Source organism: Candidatus Arsenophonus nilaparvatae, assembly GCF_045346035.1.
Lineage (GTDB): Bacteria > Pseudomonadota > Gammaproteobacteria > Enterobacterales > Enterobacteriaceae > Arsenophonus > Arsenophonus nilaparvatae.
In genome coordinates this window covers 3,050,455-3,064,223 of sequence record NZ_CP158507.1, presented here as the reverse complement: position 1 = coordinate 3,064,223, position 13,769 = coordinate 3,050,455, and the positions used below count along the sequence as shown (strand labels likewise).

Here is a 13,769-nt window from a genome sequence, read left to right as displayed (position 1 = left end):
GGTGGCAGCTTTTTATAGTCTCCCTGATAATCAAAAAGTAACACTTACCGTTAGTTGATCGGTATAGTTGCCGCTAGTAGGTGTATTTTGACCAGTTAAAATTTGCGCCAAATAATTGTAGGTACGCGTTAGTTGATCTGCACTGATGGTGGTAGAGTTGGCACTAGACCATAGTTGGCTGCCACTTGATCCCCAGCGCGTAGTGGTGGTGTTGCCTTGATAAATATCATAGCTAATCAGATTACTGCCATTGGCCATATTGCGCACGCTATTAACTGCATGTTGCCCATTATCGATTCCTACATTATAGAGGCTACCTTTGGTGCAGGTGATGGAAATGGTTTGCGATACATTTGGAAAGCTGCTAATTAACGGTGCGCTGCCAAAATTAATGTTAGGCGCGGTGATGGTTGAGCAATCATTGGTTACGATCAGTGACACCACCGGCGAAAGGGTGGTACTGCCAACTTGTGGATTTAAACAGATCGAACCAATGCCGAGTAGACCACAAATATTCCAGTTAATGGTTAGATTTAACGTTACGTTATAGGTTCCGGCTGATAAATTTTGTCCAGTGACGGTTTTAAAATAGATTGGAATAGTAAATACGTTGCCGCCTAATAAGTTAAGCAATTCGGTTGATGAGTAATTGATAGTACTACCAATCGGCGTCGTAGTGGCGCAGTTGGAAGCTTTACACATATTAATGGGTTCAAGATCGGTATTGGCGGTGTTTTTCATCGCCGCTTGCGTCCCGCTTGAGCTTGATGCGCTATTGAATTTGGCTGAAATTGTATCAGTGGTTAATAATGAAGCGAGTACTGCTCCACAGGTGACGACTAGGTTAGCCGAGGTTGATTGAACAGTGCTATTGATGACAAAAGAAGTCTGAGTACCAAAAGAAGCATTTTGCATGGTTGCACTACAAGCAGCCCAAACAGGACTGTTAATCAGGCCAGTCAATAACAACGTAATGGCAGAAAATAGACGTTTATTCATGGTAACTCCTGGGGTTGCCATCTAAAGCGCATGTAAGCGGGCCGTAGGTTTTTAGTTGTTGGCTAGTGTTTGCCAGCAGTTGTAAACTAACCTGGCAGTGTTTACCTTCCGGCGTGCGGACAGTTAGTAAATTGTTTGGCTCTAATTCTTCCAGGTAAACCAGTCCCTCCCAACCAACATAAGTGTCTAGTTTGCCCGCCCGTGAAACCACGCTGGCTAATGGTAGTGCTTTGCCCCGTTGATCGGTCAGGATGACACTAGCAGCATGGCGTACTTTGATGGGGAAATGGAGCAGATAGCCCCTGCCGCGTTTGACAGAAATACGTTGTTTGGTGGTATCTGCATAGATATCGGGTGGTAAATTTAGGGTATTGATACGATAACTGGCTGGGTAGTAGGCTGGTACACTAGGGATCAACAAATAACCAGATTTTCCGGTGTTACCATAGGGTTGATGTTCATAATCAACGGTAATATTAGGGTATCCATCGGTACTCACTAATACAAAACCATCGTTGATTTTATTAGCCGCTTGAATGGTACCGTCCATGATAACTAGTGAGCCGGAAACATTCGCCCACTGGGTATAGTTGCCAGACGAACCATAAATTCCGCCCTGCATTTGGACATGGGCATTGCGCCAGCCTAGTGAGGCTTGTTGATAATCATCTTGCGAGTCTTGATGCGCGTAGGCCATGTTCCAGCTGAATCCGCCGTCGCTTGGCATGGCATGGCTATAAGTGACGCGCTGAGTATTTTGCCCGGCAGTATTGCGTTGCGCATCTATCGTCATCGAATCCAAGAAGTTAAATGGAATTTGTAGCACTAAGGCGAATGACCAGTTATTTTGTGAATAATCGCGGCTAGCAGAAGCATAAAAACTGCTATTGCCCCATAAACCCTTACTCCATGATAAGTTGAGCAAGCGATTTTTATCGCCGTTGAAGCTATAAATGTCCAGGTAAGCCAAACCAATACTGCCAAATTTATTTAATGATAATGAGGCAGAATATTGCGAACTCCGTCGACTTAAACTGTAGATAGGTTGGGTATCGTTAGGATTGTTGGGTTGATCATATAGTGCCAAATTACCAAACTTGCTGTTGCGGATGGTATGTTGGGTAGCCAAAGTAAAACGAGAGTGAGTATATTGGTAACCCCAATTAAACTGATTGCCGTGATTGCCTCGCATTTGACTGAGCGTATAAGCACCATTAAGCACACCAAAATTACCCAGTTTAATTAAGGAGCCAAAGCCACCTAGCGCCAATGAGGATGCTGCCTCCGCATGGGACTCTAATGTCAGCCAATCAGTAGCACCATAGCGGTAAGAACCACTGGCGGCTACCGGCCCGTAGGAAAAGTTTTTGATACCATAGTCACGACGTAGTGCGCCGGCTGAAAATGCACCATCAGAAAGACCCGGTTTCAGCAAGGTACTGGCAACATAAAACGGTAAGGTGGTGGAAACCTGTCGGCCAAGGGCATCAGTGGTGACCAATACCGCTTCACCAGAGCCATTAATATAGGGGATATCGGTGATAGTAAAAGGGCCAGGTTGTAGCTGGCTATTACTGGATCGATAACCATTGATAAATAGGTCAACTGCGGTAGGGACGGCAGTTTTACCAGCAAAGGTCGGTAATGGGTAGGTAATAATATCGGGTCGGATAGAGAAGTCACGGGACAGTGACAGCCCACCCATTCTGACACTACTATTCCAGCTTAATGCGTTGCTAATCAAGTCGCCGACCGTCCAGCTTATAGCATGGTTTTCGTTTTCATTGGTGTAAGTGGTGTCATAACGAGTAAATCCCTGATTATCGTTATGCTGATCACTACCACCAATTTGCTGTTTAAATACCCCGGTGCTGGATAGGCTGCCAGCCATACTAAACAAGCGTAGTTCATTCCAGACAGAAATTTGTGAATGATTATGCTGAGTCCGGTTGGCGTAGATATCATAATTAAATAGCGCTCCCTGGCTACTAAGTCCCTGATAGCGGTGAGGGTTATTGCCAATCGTTAGGTTTTGCTGTGGCAACCAGCTGTCGGGAACTTGTAATAGTAGCCGTTGTTGGCTGCTGTCATAGCTGACTTGCACAGCGGGCATGGTACTGACGTCAATTTGCGGTTGCGTTAGTTTCGCTGCGGGCAAACCGGCTTTTTGTAAATCAGCGGCAGATAACCAAAAATGGCCTTTACGTTCATTGACGATCGCGATAATCCCGGTGGCATACTGGTTAACCACTAACTCCAACCTATATTGCAAATTTTGTTGATTGATTTTGCCAGTTGGTGGTGGTGGCAGTTCAGACCAGCTGTTATCCGCCGCTGTCGATAATAGCGGTATGGGTAAGGTAATCAGTAAGGTAATTAAGTTGGCTAATTTACCTGTTAAATGGGCAGTCTTCATCTTTACTGGTATAGCCCAGTGCTAGATGCTTGCCATAGTTGTTTATCGGTATTAATTTGTGCTGTTAGCCGTTGTGGCTGTTTAATGGTGGCGGGTAATGGCCAGATATAACTCGAGCCAGCTAATACATAACCAAACAGGCTATTCGCCAGCACAATGCGTTTTTTGCCTTGTTGCACCACCACCTGGCTTAAACGGGCATGGATCGGGCCTCGATTGGTAATTTTGATGGCTGGCTTGCCATTTAATCGGGTTAATTGCCAACTGAGGTATTTTTGATCCAGTTGAATTGGGTCACCTGAACCACGCAGATAGTTAATACCTTCACCATAAACAAACAGCGGAATGGAATAGCGCATCTGCATATTAATGCCAATCTTCGGCGCTGCTAATTGTTCTGGTGTCAATATTTCATCGGCTAATAAGCGGTAGGCAATCTCTTTGCCAGCCGGGACGGTAGCTTGTTTTATTAAGCGGATCAGCTGCTTCTGACCCGCTTCAATCCGCATAAAAGGTGGACTGGCGACGACATTTTGTTGATTACTATAGCGATCTTGGCCATCAATTTGTTGCCAGCCTATTACTCTGATTTGCATGGTGGTGGGCTCAGTACCCTTATTTTCGATCCAGAATTCAGTGGCATTATCGTTAGCGGTTAATACCGGATCCATTGGCCAAATCATGACATGGTTAGCGGATTGGGCTGAGGAAGCGAAGAATAATAAGGTCAATAACCATAGTGTCGAAAAGCAACATAAAGGGGGTTGCGAAACATTGATCATATAGTATTCCTCCATGATCACCAGGATAATGTTACGGTTAATACGTCAGTATAGTTACCGGATGGATTATTGGCGCCGTTAAGTTGCAGCACGCCATAGATTGGTAAAATAATATTATTGCTATTGCTGTAACTAACAGAAACATTCTGATTGAGCGCAATCGGGATGGTGTGGGCACTATCAGCATAAAGTAGGTAAGGCAGTAGGGTAGCAAAACCGCTTTGTTTGACATTACGGCTGGTGGTGTAGTTGTTGCCACCATTAATACTCATGCTGAGTACAGTGCCGGGCGTACAGGCTAAAGTTAACGAGGTATTGGGCGTTAAGCTAGCATTAATATTGCCATTAGTATTACTGGGATGAGTGCCAAAATCGAGGGTGCCAAATAGTGTACCCCCGGATACTATACAGCCAGGCGTAATAGTGGCAGCAACTTGGAATGTTTGGCTGGTAATGGCATGACTAGGCAGAGCGCTAAAAATAACCAACAATACAATAAAACAGGCTAAATAATCATCAAATAATAGCCATAAATAGTTGTTGCCAGACATATTTCATCCTGAAAAATAATATAAATTAATAATTTATAGTAATATTAACAACGTCAGTATAGGTTCCAGCTATAATACCAGCATTTGTGCCATTGCCTTGGATTAAGCCGTATAAGGTATAGGTACTAACCCCATTTGTTGGTCCTGATACAGGGGTAATTGTGGCATTATTGGCAAGAGCAGTACCCGGAGTGGGTGAGGGATTAGTATCAAAAACACCATAGAAAACGCCATGTGAATTACCTGTTAAATTGACATAACGAGCTGTTGAACCAATCTGTGTACCATGTGGAGTTGTCGGTGCAGTGTTATTACTACTGGTTAATACAGCGGAAAAAGTATCATTAGGCGGACACTGTACCGTAAATGTTGTGCCACTATTAGAAAGTTGGGTTATTAGTTGACTAAAAGTGGTGGGTTGGGTACCAAAATCCAGCGTTCCCAAGGGAACACCCGAAGTTGCAGTTGAACCGTTAACAACACAGGAATTGGATAGGGTTAGGGTTACATTAACCGTTCCCGTTGTGGTTGCAGCCAGAGCAGAATGAGAGGCTAACAAACAGCCGATAACAGAGAATAAACGTATACCTTTCATTATGGCTCCTTACTATGATGGCTACATAGCTGTTCAATTGTTTGCTAACGGCAATCATTGCTATTCATGGCTGACAGTAAATAGCTTTGTTATGGCAATTAAGTGTTATAACAAAAAGGAATTATTTTATTACCATGATTTTTAATTTGAGTATTGAGTAGAAATGCAAAAAATGCCAATAAAATTATTGGTTTTTTTAGCGAATTAATTTTTTTGACGCAACAGATTATTTTTATCAGGTAAACTTAAGGGCACCTCGAAAAACTCGAAATCTTCAATGGCTCTCCGGCTTGTCTCTAAATAATTAGATGTTTTTTGATCCCCCCGCTACTAATCCTACCGTCCATTGCCATGGACAGTGTCATTTTGTCCATTCTGGGCGTTAAAAAGCTAAGATGCCGGTACGCTGGAAGTACGCCAACCGCTTTAGGTTGTAACATGCTGCCATCATCGTCATGGCAAAATTAGCGCGCACTTGCCCAATGGTACGGATCAGTTTTCTACCCATTTGTTCCATCGCCGCGAATGCATGTTCAACCCGTGCCCTAATCTTTGCAATCCGGTGGTTGCGCCCTTGCTGAGTCTTGGACAACGGTTTATTTCGATGGCCTTTACGCTGAATCTGGCTCCTATAGCCGTTTGCCTTGAGCCAAGCTTCCCGTTCCGCAGAGGGATAGCCTCGGTCGGCGTAGATATTACGGTTGGTGTTGGCCTTGTCGATGACCCTCTCGAAATGCTGACTGTCGTGAGTGCTGGCCGTATCGGTGACGATTTTTCTGATGAACTTGTACTTCTTGTCCATGTTCACAGAAAGCTTATAGCCATAATGGCTCTTACCGTGTTTTTAGTCCACGTGGCGTCTAAATCTTTTTGCCGCCGCTTGGTTGGTTTCCAATGAGCAGGTATCGCTTCCTGCTTGAGTTGCTCCTTTTCGTCCTTCGTGAACGACTGCTTCGGAGCAGGTACCAAGGTGGCATCGATGATTTGGCCTCCCCGAGCTATAAAGCCTTTCTTCAAAAGCTGTGAGGTTACACCATCGAAAATGGCTTTAGCACCAGCTTCACCGATCCTGTTCTCGAACGTCCACACAGTGGTACGGTCAGGTATATTGATGGCATGGAGCAACCCACAGAAACGCTTGAAGCTCATTCTGTCCAAAAGCTGGTACTCCATCTGCTCGTCAGACAGGTTGTAGATACGCTTTAGAACTAAAATGCGAACCATGGTCTCGGTTGGAAATGGTGGACGTCCTCCTTTTTTGCTGACAGGGCGTGGTACCACATGGTCGATTTCCGCTGCCAGATGCGCAAAGTCTATACAGGTTTCGATCTTGACCAGAGGGTCGACCAACTGGTCAATCGTCTGTAGGTGATACTGGTCTGCAAGGAGGTCATACTTAATGGCGTTTCTTTTCTGCATGGTGGTCAGGGCAATAGGTCAGTTTTCGATAATTTTATCTGCGAAATCAAACTCTGGTTAGGTTTTTCGAGGTGCCCATACATAGGCAACATAAGAGTATATAAAACAAATATTGCAGGAATTGGTTACACACTTGGTAGTTATTCAATGTGTGGCGATGTATATTTTCCGGCAAAGGGTAGGTCGTGGTCGGGTGATTTAGACGCTGTAACTAGTTGTGGGTATGTTGGGGCTTGGAATGCGATAACTCATAAATTTTATGTGAGAATTTACAAAATAGGCGCGACAGGTAATGGTTATGTTGCAGCCAGAAAAATTGGAGAAAGTGCTATTCAATACAGAAACCCTCCAGTAAGTTGGGCAAAAGGAAATCCTATTTTCTTAAATACTTTTAAAATTACGACGATAGGCAATAATAGCAGTGGACAGAATAACAACAATAATAATAACCATATATGGTCTAATAATGGTATGAATAGCAACAATAACAATAACAATAACAATAACAATAACAATAACAACAACAGCAATTAACCTAATTGTAAAGACAATAAAAATAAGTGTAATATCAATTGATAAATTATCTCTTTATAAATTTTTTATCTAATTTTTTGCTAGGTGTTTTTCTATTTTTGGTTATAAAATCATATAGTTGTTTAAATTATATAGTAAGCATTTTATTATTGATGTATAAAATAATGAAAATAAAATTTATGGTTGTTACTTTTATTTTATTAAATATTGAATTTTTGGTAGACAAGATTAAATTTAATTAGGTTAAGTTATTAATGAATAGTATTTTAATATGAGTGATAACTATTTCTAGATTATAACAAATCATATGATTTAATATTTTTAATTTAATGAAAAAATTAATAACTTAATTTCTTCAATGATGCTTTTTAGGGAAGATATATTTTATTTTAATAAAATAATTTACTAGGCATGAATAATGATTATGCAAAAATTATTTTAATAAGGAATACGTTTATGAAAAATTTATCTTTAATTGTGTTGCTTACTTATAGTTTTGGTTATACCCATCTGTTTTTGCTGAATGTATTTAGATAGGTGGACAAATAAAGGTGGATGGGAGAGATCTTCTGGTGACGGATTACATGCCGGTAGGTACATTATTAGATACTCTCACAACTGATTTAATTAAAACTTATCAGTGTTCTAATGTAAAGAATATGACCTCTGGTGGAAGAGTATATGGTGAATTCGTTGCCAATATTGATGACGTAAGAGTATATAAGACAAATATCGTGGGGATTGGTTATGCATTTGGTGTTCATTCAATGTGTGGAGATATGTATTTTCCGTCAGAGGGCTGGATTGATAATTTAGATGCTACGTCTACTTGTTGGAGTAGTGGAATTTGGGGTCCGATAACACACAAATTTAGTATAAGAATTTATAAAATAGGCCCGACAGGTAATGGTTATGTTTCAACGAGAAGAGTTGGAGCAAGCTGTCTTTTCTACGATGATACAAAAAGTTGGCCAAAAGAAAATTTGGTTTTTTTAAATTCTTTTAAAATTATGATGTTAGGCGATGACAGTAGTGGGCAGGGCAATAACAATAGTGGAGGTCAAGCTAGTAACAATAATGGTGGACAAGGCAATAACAATGGTGGTGAGCAGGGTAATCAGAACTGGAATAGACAGGATAATAGAGATAGAGGTGGGCAGGGTAACAACAGTGGAGGTGGCCAGGGAGGTAACCAGAATAATAACTCCATTTGGCCTAGCGGTAATCAAAATAGTAATGATAACATGAATAGAAATAATCGTTATTGAAAAGCTAGTGGTTGAAATTACTCGTTTATTTTTTTATGAAATTTTATTTATTGAGCGACAGTTTTTTCTTATAGGTAGAATTTATTATGGCAATTCTGCTTAGATTATACATTCTGTAAGCTAATAAATAGATTTAATAAACTTTAAAGTTAACGAATATTTTATTGTATTTACTATTTTAGCATTATGTTGATAAGCATGAATGTTAGTAATCTTGATTTGGTTAATATTTAAAAATATATAAAATAAGGTTACCTAGATAAACTATTGCTAATGGTGATAATGATAATTGAAGATTATAAGTAAGAATATATATTAATTATCATTTTTTTCGATTTTAAAAAGTAACGAAATGTATTTTTTTATTAGAATTTATTTTCTATTTTATATTGAATTAATTTAAAATAATGAATATTGGCCAATATAAGCAATTGCAGACTATTCTGATGGTTATCTTTTTTTTTATGTTTCCATTAATGATATCAAAAAGTTATATTGTTTTATAGTTATACTATTGAATATATTATCAATTTCTTTTAATTTAATAAATCATGGAAATTATATTTTTCTACTAATCAAAAGATATTATACTTTTTCATAAAAAATAGAAATTTATCTTATATATTAAATTGTTATGGTCAATTATTGTGTTATAAAAGAAAAATATTTTACTAATTCTAAGCAATATTTTGTTATTTATAAGTAAAAATTGGCTAAATGTAGGTATAAAAATCTAATTTGGTTGATTTTGTTGGGGTTATATTTTTGTTGTTAAATGGTTTTGTGGGATTTAATATTAATATTAATGAATAAAATAAACATTTATTTCTTTTTTATTCCTTATTATTGATATTAATGATTGGAAATTGCATAATCAAAAATACTTGCAGATAGTGATTTAAAATTCATTAACTGTAAGTATTTTTTTATCGATAAATTTATTTAAAACTTTATTTATCAAAATTCCTTTAAAAGCAAATAGAAAATAAGGTGTTTATTTATAGCTACTATGTTTTCGCATATTAATTTATTCTTATTTAACAAAATTAAATATTACCGTTAAGAAATTATTTCATAACGCTATATTTTTTTTTATAAATAATAATAGATTGATGTTGTATTAATAATATTGAGGTATTTATGAAATTCCCTTTAGTGCTGCTAGCTATTAGTGTTATCCCTGTTGCTGTTAATGCTGGTCCTACAATCACCTTTGAAGGTGAGGTAAGTGCACAAACATGTGAAACCGAGGTTAATAAAGAGACTAATTCGATAGTTCTTTTACCCAATGTTTCTGTTAGTGAGTTATCAACCTCAGGTAGCACAGCTGGCTTAACACCATTTGATGTCTCAATAAAAAATTGTACGGCACCAACTAGTGGTAATATTGATATTAAAACAAAATTTTTGGGCCACAATGTAACCACTGCAGGTAATTTAGCTAATCTTGTACTTCCTAAAGATAACGGCGCCGAGAATGTCGCAATTCAAATTACTGAGAATAAAGACGGGACTAAACCGGTGAAATTAAATGGTGTGACTGAAGTTTCGGGTTTAGTTCTTAAAAAAGATGAAGCGACAGCTTCTCATACATTTGGCGTGCAATATATTTCTGAAAAAGGTAGTGCAAAAGCGGGTAAAGTACAAGCAATCGTTGAATATACAATAGGTTACTTATAATTTCTGCTATTTATCTTATATTAAGCTGAAAATAGTAATATTTTCAGCAATTATTAAGTATTAAAGAAATTATTGATTGCTAATTATTTACCAAATATAAGTTTATTACTGATATCTATGTATTAATTATAAAGGTAATTTTATTCGGGTTATAAAATGAGTAATATATTAATTTCATTTATTGCTGTTATCACACTGTTTTTTGCTAATTTACTGTCTTATAGCCATGCCAGCGTGGTAATGACAGGGACTCGTGTGATTTATTATGAAGGGATGAAAGATAAAACTATACAATTAACAAATAATGATAATCATCCTAATGTTGTTCAAATTTGGTTAGATAATGGTAGTGAATCTTCTGCTAATGAAATAGCAGATATTCCATTTATTGTTAGTCCACAAATTTTTCGACTAGAAGCCAAATCAGGTCAAATAATTCGGTTAATGTTTATAGGTAATAAACTTCCTAAGGATAGAGAGTCTATTTTTTATTTTAACTTTAGCCAGGTTCCTGCTTTTAATGAACAACAGCATCAGGCTAATAAATTAGTATTATTATTTAATACACGAATAAAAATTTTTTATCGACCTAAAAATCTACCAGATGATATAAATCGGCTTGCGGAGCAATTGATATTTAGACAGAGTAATAATCAAATGATTGTTGAAAATCCTACCGGATATTATGCCGTTGTTCATTCTGCGATGTTAATTTCTAATGGTCAGTCATTTAAGTTAGCTGATTCTATTATGTTATCTCCAAAATCAAAGACGCAATGGAAATTACCGAGTTCAGTTAACCATAATGCAAAAAATATTATACGTCTCACGCTATTAAATGATTATGGTGTTGATATCGTTACCGAATTACCTTTATCAGCTCAATAATAATCAAAAATAAATATATTTTGTTATTTTTATTTGTTAGTAGGAAAATTAAGTATGAACCGCCCTGTTAGATTACTAATATTTTCTAAGTTCGTGTCAATAGGGAAAATAGTATTTTGTTATTTTAGGCTAGAAAAGTATGTGCTATTATTGACATTCATTCCTTATTTAGTCTACTGCTCAAATGATATATATACTTTTGATCCAACCTTATTTCGTGGTGGAGTAGTTAGCCAGGCAATGTTGGCTCAATTTAATCAGGCTAATTCAATTATTCCTGGTAAATATAAAGTTGATATTTATATTAATAATCGTTTCTTTCAATCTAAAGAAATAACTTTTGTTGAAAATAAAAATCACACAGTTGGTCCATGTTTTAATTTAGAGACGATCAAGCAAGCTGGGATAATAGTAAAATCAATCGATCAAATATCTGCTCAAAGGTGTATATTTTTGCCTGATTATATTGCTGGTAGTAGAGTCAAGTTAACTTTATCTGATTTACGACTTGATTTAATCATCCCTGATGATGGGTTACAAAATATTCCAAGGGGTTATGTTGATCCTAACTTATTGGATGCGGGTAGTTCTATTTTTTTTCTTAACTATATTGGAAATTATTATCATATTAATAATGATAATAATGTCAAAGATCAAGATATTGCTTATCTCTCTTTTAATGGTGGTATGAATTTGGGTGTATGGCAATATCGGCAAAAGTCGAATTACACTTATTCGCGACAAGCAGAGTCTCACTGGAGTAATATCCGTAGTTATTTGCAACGACCTCTTCCCACGATTACGGGGATGTTGTCATTAGGTCAATTGGTTACACAAGGAAAATTTTTTTCTGGGTTGAATTTTAATGGACTAGCTCTTGCTAGTGATGAGCGGACTTTACCTGATTCCTTGCGTGGTTATGCGCCGGTTGTACGGGGAGTCGCTAATACAACTGCAACTGTAACTATCAAGCAAAATGGTAATCAAATTTATCAAAAGACAGTATCACCGGGTGCTTTTTCGATTACTGACCTCTACCCTACCAGTTATAACGGTGATCTCGATGTTGAAATTACCGAGGCAGACGGCTCAGTGCGCCGTTTTAGCGTGCCATTTTCAGCGGTTCCGGAATCTCTTCGCCCCGGTAGCTATCGCTATAATTTTTATTTCGGGCGAACACGTAATATTGGTCAGGATTCGGTGTTTGCTGATGCTATTTATCAGTATGGTTTGAGTAATAGTCTCTCTGTCAGTTCAGGTTTGCGGCTTGCTGATAAATATCAGGCCATTATGTTAGGTGGTGTATATGGCAGTCGATTTGGCGCATTAGGGTTTAATACCACTTATTCTAATTCAGTTGTTGCTATCGATAATCAATCTGCTGATCGTTCTGAACGCCTTCAGGGCTGGATGGCTAATCTGTCTTATAGCCGCACTTTTAATATAACCAATACCACAATTTCATTGGCTGGTTATCGTTATTCGACAGAGGGTTATCGGGAGCTTGCAGATATTTTAGGCATTCGTGAAGCTGTTACTCGAGGCACTCAATGGAGCTCTTCAACTTATAGACAACTTAATCGGCTTGAACTGACCTTAAGTCAACAATTAGGTGAATTTGGTAATCTGTTTCTTTCAGGTTCAATGCAAAATTATCGTGATAACCGGCCGCGCGATAGCCAGTTGCAATTAGGTTACAATAAAGCGTTTGATAATGGCTTAACAATGAATGTTGTCGTTGCTAAGCAGCAGTTGGCTGAATCAAATGAACATTTAGGCAAAGAAGAAACCTCTACCTCCGTTTCCTTTTCTTTTCCATTGGGTAGTCAATATGCTAGTTATACGCCGACAGTAAGTAGCAGCTATACCCATGGTGGAAATATCGGTGATCAATACCAGGTAATGTTGTCAGGAACAGCAAATGATCAACAAAGCCTAAATTATAGTATTGGTTCTAGTTATGTTAGGCAGTATGACCAATCTACCGTTAATGGAAGCTTGCAAAAACGTTTTTCCAATATGAATTTGGGTGTTAATGCGTCTAAGGGCAAAAACTATTGGCAGGTTGGCGCTAATGCTCAGGGAGCTTTAGCACTTCATAGTGGCGGGATAACTTTTGGCCCCTATCTGGGCGATACTTTTGTTTTAGTTGAAGCTAAGGGGGCGTCTGGTGCCTCTGTCTTGAATGCTCAAGGAACAGTGATTGACGATAATGGTTACGCATTGGTCCCATCTATAACACCATATCGTTACAATAAAATTATTATTGATCCACAGGGAATGGCGGAAAATTTTGAATTAAACGAGAACGAAAAACAAGTTGCGCCGTACGCCGGTGCTGCGGTTAAAGTCATGTTTAAAACCCGTGCAGGTTATGCCTTATTGATTAAAGCACAGTTAGCTGGTCATGCTGCTCTCCCTATTGGTACTGAAGTTTTTGACCAAGAAAATAATGTGATTGGCATGGTTGGTCAAAATAATCAAATGTATGTCAGAACGGAACAAGATTCCGGTACCTTACTATTAAAATGGGGTGAGGCGGTTTCCGAACGCTGTTATCTAGATTACTCGCGTATGGGTCATGCATCAGATAAACAGCCTATTACAAAATTAACAGCTATGTGCGTTCAACGTTAA

At 38.1% G+C, this 13,769-nt stretch carries 10 protein-coding genes and 1 pseudogene; 5 read left to right on the top strand and 6 right to left on the bottom strand.

Annotated elements, in window-relative coordinates:
• Positions 1-30: 30 nt before the first annotated feature.
• From WH390_RS14255 to WH390_RS14230, 6 genes and pseudogenes are all read right to left on the bottom strand, one after another.
• A complete protein-coding gene (locus WH390_RS14255) occupies positions 31-999 on the bottom strand; it encodes a spore coat U domain-containing protein (protein WP_032115610.1) in 969 nt (322 codons plus the stop codon).
• A complete protein-coding gene (locus WH390_RS14250) occupies positions 992-3,415 on the bottom strand; it encodes a fimbria/pilus outer membrane usher protein (RefSeq protein WP_238565689.1) in 2,424 nt (807 codons plus the stop codon). Before WH390_RS14250 ends, WH390_RS14255 begins: the two co-directional genes overlap by 8 nt.
• A 2-nt stretch (positions 3,416-3,417) precedes the next feature.
• Complete coding sequence (locus tag WH390_RS14245; RefSeq protein WP_032115611.1) at positions 3,418-4,197, bottom strand: molecular chaperone; 780 nt, start codon at positions 4,195-4,197, stop codon at positions 3,418-3,420.
• Positions 4,198-4,214: 17 nt separating this feature from the next.
• Positions 4,215-4,748, bottom strand: a complete 534-nt coding sequence (locus tag WH390_RS14240) for a spore coat U domain-containing protein (protein ID WP_052044896.1) — start codon at positions 4,746-4,748, stop codon at positions 4,215-4,217.
• A gap of 25 nt (positions 4,749-4,773) precedes the next feature.
• On the bottom strand, positions 4,774-5,343 hold the full coding sequence (locus WH390_RS14235; protein WP_032115612.1) for a spore coat protein U domain-containing protein: 570 nt from the start codon (positions 5,341-5,343) through the stop codon (positions 4,774-4,776).
• Positions 5,344-5,725: 382 nt separating this feature from the next.
• Positions 5,726-6,762: pseudogene (locus tag WH390_RS14230) on the bottom strand (IS5 family transposase).
• 147 nt (positions 6,763-6,909) lie between these two features.
• On the opposite strand from WH390_RS14230, the gene WH390_RS14225 reads away from it, so the two are divergent.
• The 5 genes from WH390_RS14225 to WH390_RS14205 all read left to right on the top strand — a co-directional run bounded on the left by WH390_RS14225 (position 6,910) and on the right by WH390_RS14205 (position 13,769).
• Positions 6,910-7,296: a hypothetical protein gene (locus WH390_RS14225; RefSeq protein WP_406850604.1), complete on the top strand. Its 387-nt coding sequence runs from the start codon at positions 6,910-6,912 to the stop codon at positions 7,294-7,296.
• 584 nt (positions 7,297-7,880) lie between these two features.
• Positions 7,881-8,564, top strand: coding sequence for a hypothetical protein (locus WH390_RS14220; protein ID WP_406850603.1), 684 nt, complete (start codon positions 7,881-7,883; stop codon positions 8,562-8,564).
• Positions 8,565-9,704: 1,140 nt separating this feature from the next.
• Positions 9,705-10,244 (top strand): fimbrial protein, encoded by a 540-nt coding sequence (locus WH390_RS14215; RefSeq protein WP_032115615.1) that lies wholly within the window; start codon positions 9,705-9,707, stop codon positions 10,242-10,244.
• 156 nt (positions 10,245-10,400) lie between these two features.
• Positions 10,401-11,132, top strand: a complete 732-nt coding sequence (locus WH390_RS14210) for a molecular chaperone (RefSeq protein WP_032115616.1) — start codon at positions 10,401-10,403, stop codon at positions 11,130-11,132.
• 141 nt (positions 11,133-11,273) lie between these two features.
• Complete coding sequence (locus tag WH390_RS14205; protein ID WP_052044897.1) at positions 11,274-13,769, top strand: fimbria/pilus outer membrane usher protein; 2,496 nt, start codon at positions 11,274-11,276, stop codon at positions 13,767-13,769.